Raw genomic sequence first — 21,342 nt, 5'->3', positions numbered from 1 at the left:
ACAGGGGCGCGCTGCGGCGGGGCCGCCCATGCAATTGCTATAAATCAGATAGCTATCAGCGCATATTGCACTAGCGCTACCGGCCGATTTCGCCCAAATACTGCTATTGCGACGCCAGCCCGTACCGGTAGCCCTTGAACGACCAGATGGTGCGGCCGGGCTCGATCTTCTCCAGCAACAGGCCCGGCCCGGCCGGGTCTCCTTCGTGCAGCACCTGGCCGTTGACGATGGCCATGCGGTACACCGGGTTGCTGGAATAGGTGACCCCAGAAATCTTGAGTGACGGCAGCTGCGCCCGCACGGCCTCGGGTAGATCGGCTTGCGCAAACACGGTGCCGGTCGCGGCCGGGGATGCAGCAGGAGCGGGGTTGGCCAAGGCTACGTCTGCAGCACGCGGCGCGGGGGCTGCGGACGTGCGCTCGCGCGGGGCGGGCGCAGCAGGGCGCGGCCGCTCGGGGTCGGCGGCAGGGGAACGCGGCGCTACGGAGGGGCTGGGCGCGGGCGCGGGCGCAGGCCGCTCCCGCTGCGGTGCCGCCGCGCGCGGCGCGGGTGCCGGAGGGGGCGTTACCGCTGGCGCCACGGCAGGGGCCGGTTCCGGGGAGGCCACGGCAGCGGGTGGCGCCGTGGACGCTACCGCCGGCATGGACGGAGCCACGGCCGCAGGAGTAGCAGGCGCTGCAGCCACCACGACGGCACCCGCAGGCACCGGCCGCTGCAAGACCCACCAAGTGCCGCCAGCCGCTACGGCGGCCACAGCAACCACCGCCACAGCCACCAGCACCGGGCTGATGAATGACCGCCCGGCCACCGGCACGGCACCCGGCACAGGCACCGCCGGGGTATGGATGCCGGGCACGGCGCCACGGCCCCGTTCGGCTTCTGCGCGCCGCAGCGCGTCAAGGATGTAAGACACTGGGTTCAGCCTCCGGTGCGCAAGCGCGGTTCGCTCACGCCGTTGACACGGTTGAGCAGCATGAGGGTCAAGGGCCCCGCCCGGCCGTCCGGGGTCACACCCTGGGCCAGCTGGAAGCGCTGGATGCGTGCCTGGCGCTGGGCCGGCGTGGTCGTACGGCCCGCAGCCGGTGCGCCAACGCGCGAGCCACCGGCCGCAGTCGTCGCCAGCTGCTGGTCCAGCCAGGCGGCGCCGGCAGCGGTCTCCGCCAGGTCGCCCTTGTCGGGCATGTCGGGCGGCGTGCGCCACAGCGTGGCCATGTCGCCACGCCACACCTGCGCCAGCTCGGCCACCGGCACGCGCACCGCACGGCCCGCGCCTTCGAGCGTGGCCATGTCGCCGTCCAGACGGCGCAGCACGGCCGAGACGGCCACATCGCCCTCTTCGGACGGAAACAGCGTGAGCAGCACCGGGCGATCGATCTGCCGCACCAGGTTCAGGCCCGCGCGGCGGTTGCGGTAGCAACGCAGGCCGTCGCGCGGCAAGGTGGCGCAGGCATCGGCCCCGTCGGCCACGCTGGCCCCCCAGGCCGAGGCCAGCGCCTGCCAGGCCGCGTTGTCGCTGGCGGGCAGTGCGGCCACAAACTGCTGCAGGTCCGACATGGCCACCGGCGCCGCGACGCGCGGGGCCGAAGCCCCTGCCGCGGGCGCCGTGGGTGTTGTAACCGCTGCAGTGCTGGCAGCACTGCTGGGCGGGGTACTGGGCGGGGCGCTGGATGGCGCGCTGGCAGATGTTTGGCTGGCCGTGGCGCCCGCAGGCGCGGTGGATGACACGACGCCCTGCCGAGACCATTGCGGCCAGGTCCCCAGGGCCCAGCCGCCCGCCACCAGCGCGGCACCCGCCGCCACGCCCAGGCCCGCCATCGCCCAGCGGGGCCACTGGCCCCGGGCGCTGCGTGCAGCAGCGGCCGACGCGGGTGCATCAAACACCTCAGCCGCCGCACGCTGGACGATGCGGGCACTGACTTCGCGCACCCCGGCCGCGTAGGCGCCCAGCAGCGCCCGGTCGCACAGCAGGTTGATGCGCCGGGGAATGCCGCGCGACAGCGCATGCACCCGTCGCAGGGCGCTGCGGCTGAAGGGCAGCGGCCCTTGCAGGCCTGCCACGGCCAGGCGGTGGGCGATGTATTGCTGGGTCTCCTGCGCGCTCAGCGCATCGAGGTGAAAGCGCGCAATCACGCGCTGCGCCAGTTGCTCCAGCGCGGGGCTGGCCACCATGGTGCGCAGCTCGGGCTGGCCGATGAGGATGATCTGCAGCAGCTTGCGTTCGCTGGTTTCCAGGTTGGTCAAGAGGCGCAGCTGCTCCAGCACGTCGGCCGACAGGTTCTGCGCCTCGTCAATGATCAGCACCGTGTTGCGCCCGGCGCCATGCGCCGCGAGCAGCGAGGCATTGAGCGGGTCGATGTAATCCTTGACCGTTTCCACCCCGGCCACCGAGGGCTGGTGCGGCACGCCAAATTCGTCGCAAATGGACCGCAGCAGCTCGCCCACCGTGAGCTTGGGGTTGAAGATGTAGGCCACGTTGCAGTGCGACGGGATCTGCTCCAGAAAGCAGCGGCAGACCGTGGTCTTGCCCGCACCCACCTCGCCCGTCAGCAGCACAAAACCGCCGCCCGCATCCAGGCCGTACAGCAGGTGCGCCAGCGCCTCGCGGTGCCGCTCGCTCATGAACAGGTAGCGGGGGTCAGGGGCAATGGAGAACGGCGGGTGCTGAAGGCCGAAGAACGGGGCGTACATGCCCCGGAGGATACCGCCCGCCCGTGGGCAGGGTTTTACCCACCCGGGAGTTACCCCTAAATTGTCGTCGACAAGACAAGATGGCGTCAAAGTGGGTCCTAGCATTCCCCCATCGCGCAATCACAAGCTTGCGCGCCCGGCAGTCACCGGGCTGACACCTTCTCACTTTCAGGAACCTGCAATGTTGACCACGTTCCCGCAACTGCTGCTCAAGCACGCCGCCGAGCGCCCCGAGGCCCCGGCCCTGCGCGAAAAAGAATATGGCATCTGGCAAACCCACAGCTGGGCAGACCTGGTGCGCCTGGTGGAACAGGTGGCCGCCGGCCTGCACCTGGCGGGCCTGAAGCGCCACGAGCACATGGTGGTGGTGGGAGCCAACCGCCCCCGCCTGTACGCCACCATGCTGGCCGCGCAGTCGCTGGGTGCCATCCCCGTGCCGCTGTACCAGGACGCGGTGGCAGCCGAATGCATCTTCCCGCTGAACAACGCCGAGGTGCGCTTTTGCCTGGTGGAAGATCAGGAGCAGGTGGACAAGCTGCTCGAAATCCGCGAGCAGTGCCCGCAGATTTCCAACATCTACTTTGACGACCCGCGCGGCCTGCGCAACTACTCGGAGCCCGGCCTGGCCTCGCTGGACGCCCTGATCGAGTCCGGCAAGGCCTTTGCGGCAAAGAACCCCGGCTGGTTCAAGGCCGAGGTGGCCAAGGCCCAGCCCGGCGACGTGGCCGCGATGTTCTTCACCTCGGGCACCACGGGCAACCCCAAGGGCGTGGTGCACACCCACAGCACGTTGCTGGACCGCGCCAGCGCGGGCGCCGAATTTGACAAGCTCACCAGCAGCGAAGAAGTGCTGGCCTACCTGCCACCCGCCTGGATCGGCCAGAACATCTTCAGCTACGCCCAGTGGCTGGCTTGCGGCTACGTGGTCAACTGCCCCGAGTCGGCCAGCACCGTGACCATCGACCTCAAGGAAGTAGGCCCCACCTACTACTTTGCGCCGCCGCGCATTTTTGAAGGCCTGCTCACCAGCGTGATGATCCGCATGGAAGACGCAGGCGCCTTGAAGCGCAAGATGTTCGAGGCCTGCATGCGCGTGGCCAAGCGCGTGGGCCCAGCCCTGATGGACGGCGAGCCCGTGGGGACGCTGGACCGCATCAAGTACGCGCTGGGCAATGTGCTGGTGTACGGCCCGCTGCGCAACAACCTGGGTTTCAGCCGCGTGCGGGTGGCCTACACGGCGGGCGAGGCCATTGGCCCGGACCTGTTCACCTTCTACCGCTCCATCGGCATCAACCTCAAGCAGCTGTACGGCTCCACCGAAACCGCTGTGTTCGTGTGCCTGCAGCCCGACAACCAGGCCCGCGCCGACACGGTGGGCGTGCCGATTCGTGGCGTGCAGATCAAGGTGGCCGACAACGGCGAGATCATGGTCAAGTCGGCCGGGCTCCTCAAGGAGTACTACAAGAACCCCGCCGCCACGGCCGAGGTGCTGACGGCCGACGGCTGGTACCACACCAGCGACGCAGGCTTTCTGGATGCGCACGGCCACCTCAAGATCATCGACCGCGTCAAGGACGTGGGCCGCATCATGGGCGGTGCCAACGACGGTGCCATGTTTGCGCCCAAGTATGTGGAGAACAAGCTCAAGTTCTTCCCGCACATCAAGGAAGTGGTAGCCCTGGGCGACAAGCGCGAGAAGGTGTGCGTGATGGTCAACATCGACTTTGACGCCGTGGGCAACTGGGCCGAGCGCCGCAACCTGCCCTACGCCGGCTACACCGACCTGGCGCAAAAGCCCGAGGTGTACGAACTGATCCGCGAATGCATCGAGAAGGTGAACGCCGACCTGGCGGGCGACAGCATGCTGGCCGGCAGCCAGGTGAGCCGCTTCCTGGTGCTGCACAAGGAGCTGGACGCCGACGACGGCGAACTCACCCGCACCAACAAGGTCCGCCGGGGCTTCATCGCCGACAAGTACGGCGTGCTCGTCGATGCGCTGTACGCAGGCCGCACCGAGCAGTACATCGAGACCCAGGTCAAGTTCGAGGACGGCCGCACCGGCAGCGTGAGCGCCACGCTCAAGATCTCGGACGCCAAGACCTTCACACCCGTCAAGACCGCCGCATGAAACCCGCGCTCTACCCGCTGGAGAAGCCCCCCACCATGACCACCAAAAAGATCGGCGACGTCATCCTCGACGTCAAGAACATCAGCCTCCGGTTTGGCGGGGTGAAGGCACTCACCGACATCTCTTTCAATGTGAAAGAGCACGAGATCCGCGCCATCATCGGCCCCAATGGTGCGGGCAAAAGCTCCATGCTCAACTGCATCAACGGCGTGTACACACCGTCCGAAGGCTCCATCACCTTCCGGGGCAAGACGTTTGACCACATGAACTCGCGCCAGGTGGCAGAGATGGGCGTGGCGCGCACGTTCCAGAACCTGGCGCTGTTCAAGGGCATGAGCGTGATCGACAACATCATGACCGGCCGCAACCTCAAGATCAAAAGCAACCTGCTGATGCAGGCGCTGCGCATCGGCCCGGCCGAGCGCGAGGAAATCCGCCACCGCGAATACGTCGAACACATCATCGACTTCCTCGAAATACAGGCCTACCGCAAGACCCCCGTGGGCCAGCTGCCCTACGGCCTGCAAAAGCGCGTGGACCTGGGCCGCGCCCTGGCCATGGAGCCACAGGTGCTGCTGCTCGATGAACCCATGGCCGGCATGAACGTGGAAGAGAAGCAGGACATGTGCCGCTTCATCCTGGACGTGAACGACGAGTTCGGCACCACCATCGTGCTCATCGAGCACGACATGGGCGTGGTGATGGACATCAGCGACCGCGTGGTGGTGCTGGACTACGGCAAGAAGATCGGCGACGGCACGCCCGACGAAGTGCGCAGCAACGAAGACGTGATCAGTGCCTACCTCGGCACCTCGCACTGATCAGGAGAACAACTCATGGCATTCTTTCTCGAAACACTGATCGGCGGCCTCATGGCCGGCATGCTGTATTCGCTGGTGGCGCTGGGCTTTGTGCTGATCTACAAGGCCTCGGGCGTGTTCAACTTTGCGCAGGGCGCCATGGTGCTGTTCGCAGCCCTGGCCATGGCCCGCTTTGCCGAGTGGATTCCGCAGTGGACCGGCATCACGAACCCCATCGTGGCCAACCTGGCCGCCTTTGTGATTGCCGGCGCCATCATGTTTGTGGTGGCCTGGCTGATTGAGAAGCTGGTGCTGCGCCATCTGGTGAATCAGGAGGGCGCCACGCTGCTCATGGCCACGCTGGGCATCACCTACTTCATGGAAGGCCTGGGCCAGACGCTGTTCGGCAGCAACATCTACAAGATCGACGTGGGCATGCCCAAGGACCCGATCTTTGCGCTGGAGTCCATGTTCCAGGGCGGCATCCTGATCAACAAGGAAGACGTGATTGCCGCCGCCATCGCCGCCGCGCTGGTGGCCCTGCTGTCGGTGTTTTTCCAGAAGACCTCCACCGGCCGCGCCCTGCGCGCCGTGGCCGACGACCACCAGGCAGCCCAGTCCATCGGCATCCCGCTCAACCGCATCTGGGTGATCGTGTGGTGCGTGGCGGGTGTCGTGGCCCTGGTGGCCGGGATGATCTGGGGCAGCAAGCTGGGCGTGCAGTTCTCGCTGACCACCGTGGCGCTGCGCGCGCTGCCGGTGGTGATCCTGGGCGGCCTGACATCGGTGCCCGGCGCCATCATCGGCGGGCTGATCATCGGTGTGGGCGAGAAGCTGTCGGAGGTGTACCTGGGCCCTTATGTGGGCGGGGGCATCGAAATCTGGTTTGCGTATGTGCTGGCGCTGGTGTTCCTTCTCTTCAGGCCTCAGGGCTTGTTTGGGGAAAAAATTATTGATCGCGTATGAAATACGAGACCAATAATTTTTCGAAGGAGGCACAACGCGCGCAGCGCGTTGTCAGCGGTGCCGCAGGCTCCGCGTGGCACCGCAGGTGCGCCCCCGTGCAAAAGATCCTTGATCGCACTTAACCCATAACAACAAGAACACAGGAGACACACCATGCTCTACCGCGAAAACGGCCAGTTCAAGACCAGCTACCGCGCCGACCAGCAGATATTCCCGATCGCACAGGACCGCATTGCCATCGGCATCATCCTGGCCATCGCCTTCATCGCCGTGCCCATGCTGGCCAGCGACTACATCTTCCGCGCCATCCTGATCCCCTTCGTCATCATGGCGCTGGCGGCCCTGGGGGTGAACATCCTCGTGGGCTACTGCGGCCAGATCTCGCTGGGTTCGGGCGCCTTCATGGCCGTAGGGGCCTATGGAGCCTACAACTTCTTCGTTCGCTTTCCGGGCATGCCGCTGATTCCGGCGCTCATCCTGGGCGGGCTGTGCGCCACGTTCTTTGGCATCCTGTTCGGGCTGCCCAGTCTGCGCGTCAAGGGCCTGTACCTGGCGGTGGCCACGCTGGCCGCGCAGTTCTTCAGCGACTGGATGTTCCTGCGCATCAAGTGGTTCACCAACAACTCCGACTCGGGCTCGGTGTCGGTGACCAACCTGCAGGTGCTGGGCATGCCCATCGAAAGCGCCACCAGCAAATACCTCTTCTGCCTGGCCATTCTGGTGGTGGTGGCCCTGCTGGCCAAGAACCTGGTCCGCGGCGCGATTGGCCGCGAGTGGATGGCCATCCGCGACATGGACGTGGCCGCCGCCGTCATCGGCATCCGCCCCATGTACGCCAAGCTCAGCGCGTTTGCCGTCAGCTCCTTCATCGTGGGCATGGCCGGTGCGCTGTGGGCCTTTGTGCACCTGGGCGCCTGGGAGCCCGCGGCGTTCTCGGTGGAAGTGTCCTTCCGCCTGCTGTTCATGGTGATCATCGGCGGGCTGGGCTCCATCATGGGCGGCTTCTTTGGCGCGGCCTTCATCGTGGTGCTGCCCATCGTGCTCAACCAGTTCCTGCCCGCCTTCATGGGGCTGTTTGGCATCGAGGTGTCCACGGCGGGCGTGTCGCATGCCGAGCTGATGATCTTCGGTGCGCTGATCGTGTGGTTCCTGATCGTGGAGCCCCATGGCCTGGCCAAGCTCTGGTCCACCGCCAAGCAGAAGCTGCGCCTGTGGCCCTTCCCGCACTGATCAGACCGCGCTGCAGGAAACCCCTTACTCGCAAGTCCCGATACGAGCCTGTTGCATTGCCGCGTTAACTGTCTGTCTGTCGTGTTTTTTCCCGTGCTTCAACACATTCATCCAAAGGAGACATCCATGAAGCTTTCGAAAATCGTGATCGCCGCTGCGGTGGTTGCTGCCGGTGCCTCGTCCATCGCGACGAACGCCTTCGCACAAGCCAAGGAGCAGTTCTTCCCGCTGCTGTCGTACCGCACGGGCCCCTATGCCCCCAACGGTGTGCCATGGGCCAACGGCAAGCAGGACTACATCAAGATGATCAACGCCCGCGACGGCGGCATCAACGGTGTGAAGCTGACTTTTGAAGAATGCGAAACGGGCTACGCCACCGACCGTGGCGTGGAGTGCTACGAGCGCCTGAAGAGCCGCCCCGGCGTCTCGCTGTTCGACCCCCAGGCCACCGGCATCACGTTTGCGCTGACCGAAAAAGCCCCCGTGGACAAGATCCCGCTGATGACGCTGGGCTACGGCCTGTCGGTGGCGCAGGACGGTCAGGCCTTCAAGTGGAACTTCCCGTTCATGGGCAGCTACTGGACGGGCGCTGACATCCTGATCCAGCACCTGGGCAAAGCCAATGGCGGTCTGGACAAGCTCAAGGGCAAGAAGATTGCGCTGGTCTACCACGACAGCCCCTTCGGCAAGGAGCCCATCCCCGTGCTGCAAGAGCGCGCCAAGATGCACGGCTTTGAGCTGCAGATGCTGCCCGTGACCGCGCCCGGTGTGGAACAGAAAGCCACTTGGCTGCAAGTGCGCCAGAGCCGCCCTGACTATGTGCTGCTGTGGGGCTGGGGCGTGATGAACTCCACCGCCCTGAAGGAAGCCCAGGCCACTGGCTATCCCCGCGACAAGATGTATGGCGTGTGGTGGGCCGGTGCCGAGCCCGATGTGCGTGACGTGGGCGAAGGCGCCAAGGGCTACAACGCGCTGGCTCTGAACGGCTACGGCACCCAGTCCAAAGTAATCCAGGACATCCTGAAGCACGTGCACGACAAGGGCCAGGGCACGGGTCCCAAGGACGAAGTGGGCTCGGTGCTTTACACCCGCGGCGTGATCATCCAGATGCTGGCTGTGGAAGCCGTGCGCCGCGCGCAAGAGCGTTTTGGCAAGGGCAAGGTCATGACCGGAGAGCAAGTGCGCTGGGGCATGGAAAACCTGGCCCTGGACCAGAAGAAGCTGGACGCTTTGGGCTTCAAGGACGTGATGCGCCCCCTGTCTACCAGCTGCGCCGACCACATGGGCTCCACCTGGTCGCGCGTGCACACCTGGGACGGCAAGAAGTGGAACTTCTCGTCTGACTGGTACCAGGCCGACGAGCAGATCCTGAAGCCCATGGTCAAGGCCGGTGCGGACAAGTACCTGGCCGACAAGAAGATGACGCGCCGGGATGCGGCGGATTGCCAGAGCTAAGCACATCCCCCTGAGCGGCTTTGCCGCTTCCCCCTTCTCTCTCCTCGCTGTGCGAGTCGGGAAGGGGGACGCCACCAGCGCGGCGGGGCGGCCCTTGCAAGGCGGCACTGGTATTTCAGGCTGCGACCGTTTCAACGGCCAGTGATTCGCGGTTGCGCTCTCGAGAGCAGCCGCCAATCCAAAGGGTTGACCCACAGCCTTTTGGATTGGTACAGGAAGGCAAGACCATGGACTCCAACAGCAACATCGTTCTCAACGTCAACGGCATCGAAGTCATTTACAACCACGTGATCCTGGTGCTCAAGGGCGTCTCGCTGCAGGTGCGCGAGGGCTCCATCGTGGCCATCCTGGGGGGCAACGGAGCTGGCAAGACGACCACGCTGCGCGCGATCTCCAACCTGCTCAAGGGCGAACGGGGCGAGGTGACAAAGGGCAGCATCGAACTGCGCGGCGAACGCATCGAGAACCTCTCGCCCGCCGACCTGGTGCAGCGCGGTGTGGTGCAGGTGATGGAGGGACGACACTGCTTTGCCCACCTGACCATTGAAGAGAACCTGATGACCGGCAGCTACACCCGCACCAGCAAGGCCGAGATCGCGGCCAACCTCGAGAAGGTCTACAACTACTTCCCACGCCTCAAGACGCGCCGCACCTCGCAGGCCGCCTATACCTCGGGCGGCGAGCAGCAGATGTGCGCCATCGGCCGCGCACTCATGGCCAACCCCAGCATGGTGTTGCTGGACGAGCCTTCGATGGGCCTCGCGCCTCAGATCGTGGAAGAGGTGTTCAACATCGTGAAGGACCTGAACACCAAGGAGAAGGTCACCTTCCTGCTGGCTGAGCAGAACACCAACATGGCCCTGAAGTACGCGGACTACGGCTACATCATGGAAAGTGGCCGCGTGGTGATGGACGGCGCCGCCAGCGACCTGGCCAACAACGAGGACGTGAAGGAGTTCTACCTGGGCGTGGGCGGCGGCGAGCGCAAGAGTTTCAAGGACGTAAAGAGCTACAAGCGGCGCAAGCGCTGGCTTGCTTAGGGTGCCCCCTGAGGCGCTGACGCGCCTTCCCCCTCAGGGGGACGCACCCGGTGGCCTGGCAAAGCCAGTTCCACGGGTGCGCTGACCTTCGGCAGTGCGGGCGACCAGGGCCGTAATCCTTTTCAGACGCCGAACGAATTCACTCTTAATTTGATAGCTTATTGTGCTTTCTGAATAAGCGCTACAGGCCAATTTCACCTTCAACCACCTCACAAGGAAACCCAGGCATGAGCACGTTCTATGACGCCCTGGAAACGCGCAGCCCCGCCGAGCGCGAAGCGGCCTTGATGGCGGCGCTGCCGCAGCAGATCGCCCATGCCCAGAAGGCGTCGCCCGCCTTTGCCAGCATCCTGGCGGGCGTGGATGCATCGACTGTCACCAGCCGCGCGGCGCTGGCACAACTGCCCGTCACGCGCAAGTACGAGCTGCTGGAGCGGCAGCAGGCGGGCCGCGCGGCCAATGTGTTTGGCGGCTTCAGCGCGCTGAACTTCGGACCCGGCATGACCCGCGTGTTCGCCAGCCCCGGCACCATCTACGAGCCCGAGGGCACCCGGCGTGACTACTGGCGCATGGCGCGCGCGATCCACGCAGCGGGCTTTCGCAGCGGAGAGCTGATCCACAACAGCTTCAGCTACCACTTTGTACCTGCGGGTTCGATGATGGAGACCGGCGCCCACGCGCTGGGCTGCACCGTGTTCCCCGGTGGCACCGGCCAGACCGAGCAGCAGGTGCAGGCCATGGCCGAGCTGAAACCGGCGGGCTACATCGGCACGCCCAGCTTTCTGAAAATCATTGTCGAGAAGGCCGCCGAGATGGGCGTGGCCCTGCCCACCGTCACCAAAGCGCTGGTGTCGGGCGAGGCGTTTCCGCCCTCGCTGCGCGACTGGTTTGCCGAGCGCGGCATCGCGGGCTACCAGTGCTATGCCACGGCAGACCTGGGCCTGATTGCCTATGAAACCTCGGCACGCGAAGGCCTGGTGCTGGACGAAGGCGTGATTGTCGAGATCGTGCGTCCCGGCACCGGCGACCCGGTGCCCGAGGGCGAGGTGGGCGAGCTGGTCATCACCACGCTCAACCCCGACTATCCGCTGGTCCGCTTTGGCACCGGCGACCTGTCCGCCGTGCTGCCAGGCCAGTGCCCCACCGGTCGCACCAACACCCGCATCAAGGGCTGGATGGGCCGGGCCGACCAGACGACCAAGGTGCGTGGCATGTTTGTGCACCCTGGGCAGATCGCCACCATTGCGCGTCGCTTTCCGCAGGTTCAGCGCGCCCGGCTTGTGGTCAGCGGCGAAATGGCCAATGACCAGATGGTGCTGCAGGTCGAAACCACCGAGACCGCCGAGGGCCTGGCCCACCAGCTCGGCGACGCGATCCGCGAAGTGACCAAGCTGCGCGGCGAGGTGCAGATGGTGCCGCCCGGCACACTGCCCAACGATGGCAAGGTGATCGAAGACGCACGCAGCTACAAATAGCTCTTTCAGCAGTTGCGCCCGCCTGCCAGTGCGCACGCGCGCAATGGCAGGCGACCTGGGCGCCTGTTGAAGATCTCGCTGCGCAGGCCAAGGCGCCACGCTGGACTGCGAAGGCGGAGTGCGTGCGGCATGCAAAAGATGTGTATGCACATCAATCGATCAGACAGGGCATCCGGCCTTGCGACAGCGCAAAACAAGGCCATTTCGCACACGGGGGCACCGCAGTGTTTACCCTAACATTTGCTATTCATTAAATAGCATTCAAGACAATAAATACCAGCGCTACCGGGCCATTTGGCTTAAAGACCATGCGGCCTGTGTGCTACGTACTATCCGCAATGTTGGCAGAAATGCCCCTCGCTATCATGGCCCGTCATTTACAGGAGCACCCATGAAAACAATGCTGAAACTCGCCCTCGTCGCTGCCGCTGCAGTGCTTGCCTTTGGCGCCCACGCGCAGGACTTCCCCGCCAAGGACAAGACGGTCACCATCGTGGTGCCCTTCGCCGCCGGTGGCCCCACCGACCGCGTGGCCCGCGACCTGGCCGAAGCGCTGCGCAAGCCTTTGGGCGCCACCGTGGTGGTGGACAACACCGCCGGTGCCGGCAGCTCCATTGGCGCCGCCCGCGTGGCCCGTGCAACGCCCGATGGCTACACACTGCTGCTCAACCACATCGGCATGTCCACCATGCCCGCGCTGTACCGCAAGCTGTCGTTCAGCGTGCCCAACGACTTTGAATACCTGGGCATGGTCAACGAAGTGCCCATGACGCTGATAGCTCGCCCCACCATGCCAGCCAACAACTTCAAGGAGTTGACGGCCTGGATTCAGCAGAACAAGGGCAAGATCAACCTGGGCAACGCCGGCCTGGGCGCTGCCTCGCACCTGTGCGGCCTGATGTTCAAGGCAGCGCTGCAGACCGATATGACCGATGTGCCCTACAAAGGCACGGCCCCTGCCATCACCGACCTGATCGGCGGCCAGATCGACCTGCTGTGCGACCAGACCACCAACACCACCAGCCAGATCGAAGGCAAGAAGGTCAAGGCCTATGCCGTGACCACCTCCAAGCGCCTGACCACCCCTGCGCTCAAAGACCTTCCCACCCTGGCGGAATCGGGTCTGAAGGACTTCAACGTGAGCATCTGGCACGGCCTGTACGCCCCCAAGGGCACACCCGCCGATGTGCAAAAGAAGATCAACGAAGCGCTCAAGGCCGCTCTGAAGGACCCAGAGTTCATCAAGAAGCAGGAAGCCCTGGGCGCCGTGGTCATCACCGACAAGCGCATTGAAGGCCCTGAGCACAAGAAGTTCGTGGCCGCCGAGATCGACAAGTGGGGCGCCGTCATCAAGGCCGCAGGCACCTACGCGGACTGATCCTCTCGCACCCGGTAGGGCTCTGAACGCAGCCCTGCCAGCACCTCCCCAAAGCCGCCACGTCGCACGACGTGTTGCGGCTTTTTTCATGGGCGCGGTTGGGCTGTTGAACGGACCGTGCGCGCGATATTGCGGGCTGCAGATGCCCTGCGCCACCAGGATTGGGGTTATCCATCTGCCCCCACTGCGCCAACGCGCGTAGAACCCCAGCAGACCTTTCTCTTCTCCCCGACATCAAGGATTGATCTCCATGGCACGCACTCCCCTCCACGCACCCACTCGCTCATCCGGCTCATCGGATGCCGCAACCGCTGCGCATCCACTCCACGCGCGCCGTCGCCAGGTGATGGCCCTGGCCGCCAGCACCGTTGCGCTGGCCTGCGCGGCGGCGCTGCTGCCCACCATGGCGCGCGCCCAGGGCGCATGGCCCACCAAGCCGGTACGCATCGTGGTGCCCTTTGCGCCCGGTGGCACCACCGACATCCTGGCCCGCGCCATGGCGCCCGAGCTGTCCAAAGCGTTCGGGCAGCAGTTCATCGTGGACAACCGCGCGGGCGCGGGCGGCAACGTGGGTGCAGAGTTGGTAGCCAAGTCTCCCGGCGACGGCTACACGCTGCTGATGGGCACCGTGGGCACCCACGGCATCAACCGCGCGCTGTACGCCAAGCTGCCCTACGACCCCATCAAGGACTTTGTACCTATCACGCTGGTGGCGGCCGTGCCCAACGTGATGGTGATGAACGCCGACAAGGCCAAGGCCCAGGGCATTCACAACGTGCAGGACTTCATCCGCGTGGCCAAGGCCAACCCCGGCAAGATGAACATGGCCTCCAGCGGCAACGGCACGTCGATCCACCTGGCTGGCGAGCTGTTCAAGAGCATGACCGGTACCTTCATGCTGCACCTGCCCTACCGGGGCTCCGGCCCGGCACTGATGGACATGGTGGCGGGCAACGCGGACGTGATGTTCGACAACCTGCCCTCGTCCATGGCGCAGATCAAGGCCGGCAAACTCACCGCGCTGGCCGTGACCAGCTCCGAGCGCTCGGGCGCCTTGCCCGATGTGCCTACGGTGGAACAGGCAGGCGGCCCCACGCTCAAGGGCTACGAGGCCAGTTCGTGGTTCGGCCTGCTGGCCCCAGCGGGTACGCCCCCCGACATCGTGAACCGCATTCAGCAGGAAGTCGCCAAGTCACTGGCCACCCCTGCCATGAAGGAGCGGCTGCTGGCCCAGGGTGCGATCCCCGGCGGCAACACGCCCGCAGAATTTGCCAAGCACATCGACAACGAACACAAGAAGTGGGCGCAGGTGGTAAAGACCTCGGGCGCCAAGGTGGACTGACGGCGGACACCACTACAACGGCGAAGATCGCAGCGTGGCCTGCGACGGATTGCTGAGGGTGGGTGGATGGGACTGGCAACGCACTTTCGTCGCGAAGTGCGCATTGCGCGTTGTGTGAGTTGCGAACCCGCCTGCCCTCAGGTCATACACCCCACACCACGTCCACATCTGCCGCCGCACTGCGCTTGAGCATTTCAATGAAGGGCGCTGCGCGCTGGCGCAGGCGCACCACGTCGTGGCGCTCCTCAGCGGCGGATTCATCGTTTTCCTGGGCTTCGGGCTGGGCCTCGTCGGCGATGACGGCGGCCTCCAGCGCAGCGATGGCGGCAGGGATTTGCGCAGCGGTCACGATGCCGCTGGTGCCGGGGGTCTTGCCGATGAGGGTCACGATCTGGCGCCCCTGGGGTTCGAGCATGATGAGGTCGGCAGTGGCGCGGGATTTGAACTTGTAGAGCATGGTCAAAGGCCTGTCAGAAAGGTTGTCAGAGAGGGTTTTAGAGAGAGTTTCAAAGCGGGTCTTACGGGCCGCGTACATATGGTCGCGGGTGAAGGGATAACTCGATTGTGCGCCGGGTACAGCGCCCTTGGCGGTATCGCCATCCGGCTTGATGGCCAGCATCTGGTGCAGCGCCATCCAGCCCCGTTCAAAGCCGAGAGCACTGCCCGCGAGGTACAAGCGGTAGGCACGCAAGACCTTATCCGCCTGCTCGGCGCCCGCTTGAGCGGACAGCACCCCACGGGCTGCCGGCAGTCGGGCTTCGAGGCCATCGGACCATGCCCACAGCGTGCGCGCGTAATGCGGGCGCAGGTTCTCGGTATCCACCATCTCCAGGCCCGCGCGGGCCAGGTCCTGCAGCACCGTGCTCACATGCAGTAGCTCACCGCCCGGGAAGATGTACTGCTCGATGAAGTCGCCCATGCCGGCGCCCAGCTGCGCGTTGTCCACGCCCCCGGCGGTGATGCCATGGTTCAGCACCAGTCCGCCCGGGAGCAGCAGGCGCGCCACGGTGTTGAAGTAGCGGCCCATCTGCGCACGCCCCACGTGCTCGAACATGCCCACCGAGGCGATCTTGTCAAAGGGCTGGTCCACGTGCAACTCGCGATAGTCCACCAACTGCATGCGCACCCGTCCCTCTAGCCCTCGCTCGTGGATGAGCCGCGGCACATGCGCATGCTGGTTGCGCGATAACGTGATGCCGGTTGCATCCACCCCGTAGTGTTCGGCCGCCCACAGCAGCAGGCCGCCCCAGCCCGCCCCAATGTCCAGAAACCGGTCGCCCGGCTGCAGCTGCAGCTTGCGGCAGATGTGGTCGAGCTTGGCCTCCTGCGCCTGGGCCAGGGTAAGTTCGGGTGACCGGTAGTAGGCGCACGAATACACGCGGCGCGGGTCCAGCCACAGCGCATAGAAGTCATCCGACAGGTCGTAGTGGAACTGCACCTGCCGCGCGTCATGCGCCAGCGTGTGTGCTGCCATGGACCGCGCGCGCCCCAGCACCCTGCGCCACCAGCCATGGTGCTGGTCGCGTGCGGGGTCGCGCGTCAGCAGGCCTGTGGCTGCTGCCATCAGATCACGCATGCCGCCCTCCAGCGCCACGCGGCCCTCGACGATGGCGGCCCCGACATGACCGATATCGCCAGAGGCCAGCGCGACCAGCGCCATGCGGTCCCGAAAGCGCAGCACCACCGCCGGGTCGGGCGCGCCCAGGTGCTGACCCGCCGGCAGCTCCACCGCCATGGGCACGGGCAGGGTCGCCAGCCGCCCCTCCAGGGTATGCAGCAAGTGCTTCATACCAAGGATTCTTGAAGTCATGCTGCAGCGCGTCAACACGCAGCCCGGCTTTTCAGAGTCTGTCCTACAGCGGCGGCACGCTCTGGCGGCAGGGAGCAACCCCATTGACAGCATTTTGTTTAGGTCTAAACTATTTTGACATGAACATCCTCTGCATTGGCGGCGGGCCCGCCGGTCTCTATTTCGCCCTGCTGATGAAGCAGCAGAACCCCGCCCACCGCATCACGGTGGTCGAGCGCAACCGACCGTTCGACACCTTCGGCTGGGGCGTGGTGCTGTCGGACCAGACGCTGGCCAATCTGCAGGCGGCCGACGCGCCCACGGCCGCACTCATCGGCGATGCGTTCAACCACTGGGACGACATCGAGGTGTTCTTCAAGGGCCGCAGCGTGCGCTCCACCGGCCACGGCTTTTGCGGCATTGGCCGCAAGCGGCTGCTCAACATCCTGCAGGACCGGTGCCTGGCGGTCGGTGTGGAGCTGGTGTTCGAGACCGACGTGGCCGACGACCAGGCGCTCGCCGCGCAGTACCACGCCGACCTGGTCATCGCCAGCGACGGCCTCAACAGCCGCATCCGCACCCGTTACGCCAGCGTTTACCAACCCGACATCGACCTGCGCCAGTGCCGCTTCGTGTGGCTGGGCACCAAGAAGAAGTTCGATGCCTTCACCTTCGCGTTCGAACAGACTGAGCATGGCTGGTTCCAAGCCCACGCCTACCAGTTCGACGCCGACACATCCACCTTCATTGTCGAGACGCCCGAGGCCGTGTGGAAGGCCCATGGCCTGGACGCCATGGAGCAGCCCGAGGCGATTGCGTTTTGCGAAAAGCTCTTCGCGAAGTACCTGGACGGCAACGCCCTCATCAGCAACGCCACCCACCTGCGCGGCTCGGCCAACTGGATTCGCTTTCCACGCGTGATCTGCAACACCTGGGTGCACCGCGAGAGCGTTGGGGGCAAGCAGGTGCCCATCGTGCTGATGGGCGACGCCGCGCACACGGCGCATTTCTCCATCGGCAGCGGCACCAAGCTGGCGCTGGAAGATGCCATCGACCTGGCCAATGAGTTTGCGACCGGCTTGCCCATCGATGAGGTGCTGCAGCACTACGAGGCGCGCCGCAGCGTGGAGGTGCTCAAGATCCAGAACGCCGCACGCAACAGCACCGAATGGTTTGAAAACGTGGCGCGCTACACCGGCATGCCCATTGAGCAGTTCACGTATTCGCTGCTCACGCGCAGCCAGCGCATCAGCCACGAGAACCTGCGGCTGCGCGATGCGGCATGGCTGGAGGGCTACGAGGCCTGGCTCGCAGGCGGCAAGGCGGCGATTCCGCCCATGCTCACGCCTTTCACCCTGAAAGACCTCACGCTCAAGAACCGCATCGTCGTCTCGCCCATGGCCACCTACAGCGCGGTCGAGGGCGTGCCACAGGACTTCCACCTGGTGCACCTGGGTGCGCGCGCCCTGGGTGGCGCTGCGCTGGTGATGGTGGAGATGACCAGCCCCACACCCGAAGGCCGCATCACACCCGCCTGCCCGGGGCTGTGGAACGACGCCCAGCAAGCCGCCTTCGCGCGCATCGTGAACTTTGTGCACGGCAGCAGCACAGCCAAGATCGGCCTGCAGTTGGGCCACAGCGGCCCCAAGGGCTCCACGCGCGTGGGCTGGGAAGGCACGGACGAGCCGCTGGAGACGGGCAACTGGCCGCTGCTGGCCGCCAGCCCCATCGCCTATGGTGCACAGAACCAGACACCTGCCGCCATGACCCGCGCCGACATGGACCGCGTGACCGCCGCGTTTGTGGACAGCGCTCGCCGGGCCGTGGCCTGCGGCTTTGACTGGCTGGAGCTGCACTGCGCGCACGGCTACCTGTTGGCCAGCTTCCTCAGCCCCGCTACCAACCAGCGCACCGATGAATACGGCGGTAGCCTGGAGAACCGCTGCCGCTACCCGCTGGAAGTGTTCACCGCGCTGCGCGCCGTGTGGCCCGCCGACAAACCGCTCTCCGTGCGCATCTCGGCGCACGACTGGCTGCAGGAAGGCCAAGGCAACACCGCCGACGACGCCATTGCCATCGCGCGCCTGTTCAAGGCCGCTGGCACGGACCTGATCGACGTGTCCTCAGGCCAGACCACGCGCGACTCCCGCCCGGTGTACGGCCGCATGTACCAGACGCCGTTTGCCGACCGCATCCGCAACGAGGTGGGTATTGCCGCCATGGCCGTGGGCGCGATCACCGAGGCGGACCACGCCAACAGCATCATCGCGGCGGGCCGAGCGGACCTGTGTGCCATCGCCCGACCCCACCTGGCCGACCCGGCCTGGACGCTGCACGCCGCCGCGCAATTGAGCCCCGTGGCCGCAGCGCACACGGACTGGCCGGTGCAATACCACAGCGGCCGCGACCAAATGCTGCGCGAGATTGCCAAGCAAAAGCAGATGGCTGCACTGGCCGCACCGGCGCAGGAATCCAGCAAACCCGCAGCCATCGAGTAAACCCCCATGGACCTCGAAGCCCGCCTGCACGGCGCCGCCCCCAGCGAACACCCAGAAGCCCTGCGCCTGTGGCTGCGCCTGCTCACCTGCACCCAGCTCATCGAGAAGCAGGTGCGCAGCCACCTGCGCGCGCAGTTCGACACCACCTTGCCGCGTTTTGACCTGATGGCGCAGCTGGAGCGTGCGCCCGAGGGCATGAAGATGAAGGAACTCTCGCGCCGCATGATGGTGACGAGCGGCAACATCACCGGTATCACCGACCAGCTGGTGGCTGAAGGGCTGGTTGAGCGTATGGACGTGGAGGGCGACCGCCGTGCGTACCTGGTGCGCCTTACACCCCAGGGCCGCGAGCAGTTCAACACCATGGCGCGACAGCACGAGCAATGGATCGTCGAGGCCTTCGCCACGCTGGGCGAGCGCGACATCGCCACCTTGTACCGCCTGCTGGGCAAGGTCAAAGAACACACACAAAACAACTCTTTGGAGACAACCGAATGAAGCACTACATCGGGGCGAGCAACCCCATGCGCGAGCAGTTCAACCCGCAGGCCAGCTACCTGGCTGAGCACTTCGCATGGAGCTTTGCCGATGGCGTGGGCACTGTCACACTCAACCGGCCGGACCGCAAGAACCCGCTGACTTTCCAGAGCTATGCCGAGCTGCGCGACTTTTTCTACGCGCTGCGGTTCGCCACCGACGTGAAGGCCATCGTGGTCACCGGCGCGGGTGGCAACTTCTGCTCGGGCGGCGACGTGCACGAGATCATCGGCCCGCTGACCACCATGACCATGCCCGAGCTGCTGGAGTTCACGCGCATGACGGGTGACCTGGTCAAGGCCATGCGCGCCTGCCCGCAGCCCGTGCTGGGCGCCATCGACGGCATCTGCGCTGGTGCAGGCGCCATGATGGCGCTGGCCTGCGACATGCGCTACGGCACCGAGGCCACCAAGACCGCGTTCCTGTTCACCCGCGTGGGCCTGGCCGGGGCCGACATGGGCGCCTGCGCGCTGCTGCCCCGCATGATCGGCCAGGGTCGCGCCAGCGAGCTGCTTTTCACTGGCCGCGCGATGACCGCGCACGAAGGCCTGGCCTGGGGCTTCTTCAACGACCTGTATGAAAGCGCCGACCTGCTGGCCAACGTGCAGGCCACCGCGCGCGCGCTGGCCGACGGCCCCACCTTTGCCCACGGCATGACCAAGACCATGCTGAGCCAGGAGTGGAGCATGACCATTGAGCAGGCCATCGAGGCCGAGGCCCAGGCCCAGGCCATCTGCATGCAGACCGAAGACTTCCGCCGTGCCTACGAAGCCTTCGCCGCCAAGCAAAAGCCCGTGTTCCAGGGAGATTGATCCCATGCACGTCGCAACGCCCCCCGCCCCCCGCCCGCCATCGACGGCGCACCTGGCCCTGCCCTTTTTTGACGACGCCCACCGCGCGCTGGCCGAGGGCCTGGTGCCCTGGGCGGCTGCACAGCAGGTCGATGAAACCGACGACCGCGCCGCCTGCCGCGACTGGGTGCAGCGCCTGGGCGCGGGCGGCTGGCTGCGCTACTGCGTGCCCGCCGCGCACGGCGGCGCGCTGCCTGCACTGGACTCGCGCGCGCTGGTGCTGCTGCGCGAGACACTGGCCTACCACTCGCCGCTGGCGGACTTTGCGTTTGCGATGCAAGGACTGGGCAGCGGCGCGATCACGCTGGCGGGCAGCCCCGCGCAGCAGGCGCACTACCTGCAAAGCGTGGCGCGCGGCGAACTGATTGCGGCGTTTGCGCTGAGCGAGCCCGAGGCGGGGTCAGATGTGGGTGCTATGCAAACCATAGCTGCCAGCACAGATTCGACTAGCGCTATAGGCACTTTTTGCTTGAACGGCACCAAAACCTGGATCAGCAACGGCGGCATCGCCGACTTCTACTGCGTGTTCGCCAAGACCGACCCGAGCGGCGGCACGCGCGGCATCAGCGCCTTCATCGTCGATGCGAACACGCCGGGCCTCGATACCTCGCGCCACATCCATGTGATGGCGCCCCACCCGCTGGCCACACTGCAGTTCACCAACTGCAACGTGCCCGCCACCGCGCTGCTGGGCGACGAGAACGGCGGCTTCAAGCTGGCCATGCGCACGCTCGACATCTTCCGCGCATCGGTGGCCGCTGCCGCCCTCGGCATGGCGCGCCGCGCACTGGCCGAGGCCGTGCACCACGCCCGCCAGCGCCGCATGTTCGGCCAGACGCTGGCGGACTTTCAGCTCACGCAGGCCAAGATCGGCGAGATGGCCGCGCTGGTGGACAGCGCCGCGCTGCTCACCTACCGCGCGGCCTGGCTGCGCGACACGGGCCAGGCGCGCGTGACTGCCGAAGCGGCGATGGCCAAGATGACCGCCACTGAAAACGCCCAGCGCGTCATCGACATGGCGCTGCAGCTGCACGGCGGGCGCGGCGTGGAAGTGGGCAGCAAGGTCGAATCGCTGTACCGCGACATCCGCTCGCTGCGCATCTACGAAGGCGCGACCGAGGTGCAGCAACTGATCATCGGCAAGGCCGTTCTGCAGGAGTAAACG

16 protein-coding genes and 1 pseudogene are annotated in these 21,342 nt (G+C 65.7%); 13 read left to right on the top strand and 4 right to left on the bottom strand.

Annotation, left to right across the window (positions count from 1 at the left end; all coding sequences use genetic code 11):
- Window positions 1-103: 103 nt before the first annotated feature.
- Window positions 104-913, bottom strand: coding sequence for a general secretion pathway protein GspB (locus tag ACODSM_RS05070; protein ID WP_110961602.1), 810 nt, complete (start codon window positions 911-913; stop codon window positions 104-106).
- A gap of 5 nt (window positions 914-918) precedes the next feature.
- Entirely contained in the window at window positions 919-2,688 is a 1,770-nt protein-coding gene (locus tag ACODSM_RS05065) for an ExeA family protein (RefSeq protein ID WP_488804529.1), read from the bottom strand.
- Between the two features lie 181 nt (window positions 2,689-2,869).
- On the opposite strand from ACODSM_RS05065, the gene ACODSM_RS05060 reads away from it, so the two are divergent.
- From ACODSM_RS05060 to ACODSM_RS05020, 9 genes are all read left to right on the top strand, one after another.
- Window positions 2,870-4,816: an AMP-dependent synthetase/ligase gene (locus ACODSM_RS05060; RefSeq protein ID WP_488804528.1), complete on the top strand. Its 1,947-nt coding sequence runs from the start codon at window positions 2,870-2,872 to the stop codon at window positions 4,814-4,816.
- Window positions 4,817-4,851: 35 nt separating this feature from the next.
- Window positions 4,852-5,637 (top strand): ABC transporter ATP-binding protein, encoded by a 786-nt coding sequence (locus ACODSM_RS05055; RefSeq protein ID WP_015012351.1) that lies wholly within the window; start codon window positions 4,852-4,854, stop codon window positions 5,635-5,637.
- 15 nt (window positions 5,638-5,652) lie between these two features.
- Entirely contained in the window at window positions 5,653-6,582 is a 930-nt protein-coding gene (locus tag ACODSM_RS05050; RefSeq protein ID WP_015012350.1) for a branched-chain amino acid ABC transporter permease, read from the top strand.
- 153 nt (window positions 6,583-6,735) lie between these two features.
- Entirely contained in the window at window positions 6,736-7,812 is a 1,077-nt protein-coding gene (locus tag ACODSM_RS05045; RefSeq protein ID WP_291442080.1) for a branched-chain amino acid ABC transporter permease, read from the top strand.
- A 126-nt stretch (window positions 7,813-7,938) separates the two neighbouring features.
- On the top strand, window positions 7,939-9,267 hold the full coding sequence (locus ACODSM_RS05040) for an ABC transporter substrate-binding protein (protein WP_488804527.1): 1,329 nt from the start codon (window positions 7,939-7,941) through the stop codon (window positions 9,265-9,267).
- Between the two features lie 227 nt (window positions 9,268-9,494).
- Window positions 9,495-10,307 (top strand): ABC transporter ATP-binding protein, encoded by an 813-nt coding sequence (locus ACODSM_RS05035; protein WP_488804526.1) that lies wholly within the window; start codon window positions 9,495-9,497, stop codon window positions 10,305-10,307.
- Between the two features lie 227 nt (window positions 10,308-10,534).
- A complete protein-coding gene (locus tag ACODSM_RS05030; protein WP_488804525.1) occupies window positions 10,535-11,782 on the top strand; it encodes a phenylacetate--CoA ligase family protein in 1,248 nt (415 codons plus the stop codon).
- A gap of 391 nt (window positions 11,783-12,173) precedes the next feature.
- Window positions 12,174-13,160, top strand: a complete 987-nt coding sequence (locus ACODSM_RS05025; RefSeq protein WP_060985056.1) for a tripartite tricarboxylate transporter substrate-binding protein — start codon at window positions 12,174-12,176, stop codon at window positions 13,158-13,160.
- 346 nt (window positions 13,161-13,506) lie between these two features.
- Complete coding sequence (locus ACODSM_RS05020) at window positions 13,507-14,502, top strand: Bug family tripartite tricarboxylate transporter substrate binding protein (RefSeq protein ID WP_060985057.1); 996 nt, start codon at window positions 13,507-13,509, stop codon at window positions 14,500-14,502.
- Between the two features lie 142 nt (window positions 14,503-14,644).
- On the opposite strand, the gene ACODSM_RS05015 is transcribed toward ACODSM_RS05020, so the two are convergent.
- Both ACODSM_RS05015 and ACODSM_RS05010 read right to left on the bottom strand, forming a co-directional pair.
- The gene (locus tag ACODSM_RS05015) at window positions 14,645-14,917 is read right to left on the bottom strand and encodes a DUF1840 family protein (RefSeq protein ID WP_238544102.1); all 273 of its coding nucleotides are present in this window, start codon (window positions 14,915-14,917) and stop codon (window positions 14,645-14,647) included.
- A gap of 114 nt (window positions 14,918-15,031) precedes the next feature.
- Window positions 15,032-16,291, bottom strand: a pseudogene (locus ACODSM_RS05010) (class I SAM-dependent methyltransferase); the annotation flags it as partial.
- Between the two features lie 140 nt (window positions 16,292-16,431).
- Between ACODSM_RS05010 and ACODSM_RS05005 the strand changes: the two are divergent.
- From ACODSM_RS05005 to ACODSM_RS04990, 4 genes are read left to right on the top strand one after another with little or no spacing between them, the layout of a single operon-like run.
- Window positions 16,432-18,789, top strand: coding sequence for a bifunctional salicylyl-CoA 5-hydroxylase/oxidoreductase (locus tag ACODSM_RS05005; protein ID WP_488804524.1), 2,358 nt, complete (start codon window positions 16,432-16,434; stop codon window positions 18,787-18,789).
- A 6-nt stretch (window positions 18,790-18,795) separates the two neighbouring features.
- Window positions 18,796-19,287, top strand: coding sequence for a MarR family winged helix-turn-helix transcriptional regulator (locus ACODSM_RS05000; protein ID WP_488804523.1), 492 nt, complete (start codon window positions 18,796-18,798; stop codon window positions 19,285-19,287).
- Window positions 19,284-20,138, top strand: a complete 855-nt coding sequence (locus tag ACODSM_RS04995) for an enoyl-CoA hydratase family protein (protein WP_488804522.1) — start codon at window positions 19,284-19,286, stop codon at window positions 20,136-20,138. Before ACODSM_RS05000 ends, ACODSM_RS04995 begins: the two co-directional genes overlap by 4 nt.
- Before the next feature lie 4 nt (window positions 20,139-20,142).
- Window positions 20,143-21,339: an acyl-CoA dehydrogenase family protein gene (locus tag ACODSM_RS04990; RefSeq protein WP_488804521.1), complete on the top strand. Its 1,197-nt coding sequence runs from the start codon at window positions 20,143-20,145 to the stop codon at window positions 21,337-21,339.
- Window positions 21,340-21,342: the final 3 nt, after the last annotated feature.

The sequence above is a fragment of the Acidovorax sp. FG42 genome, assembly GCF_057809195.1.
This window is presented reverse-complemented; position numbering and strand designations above follow the sequence as displayed.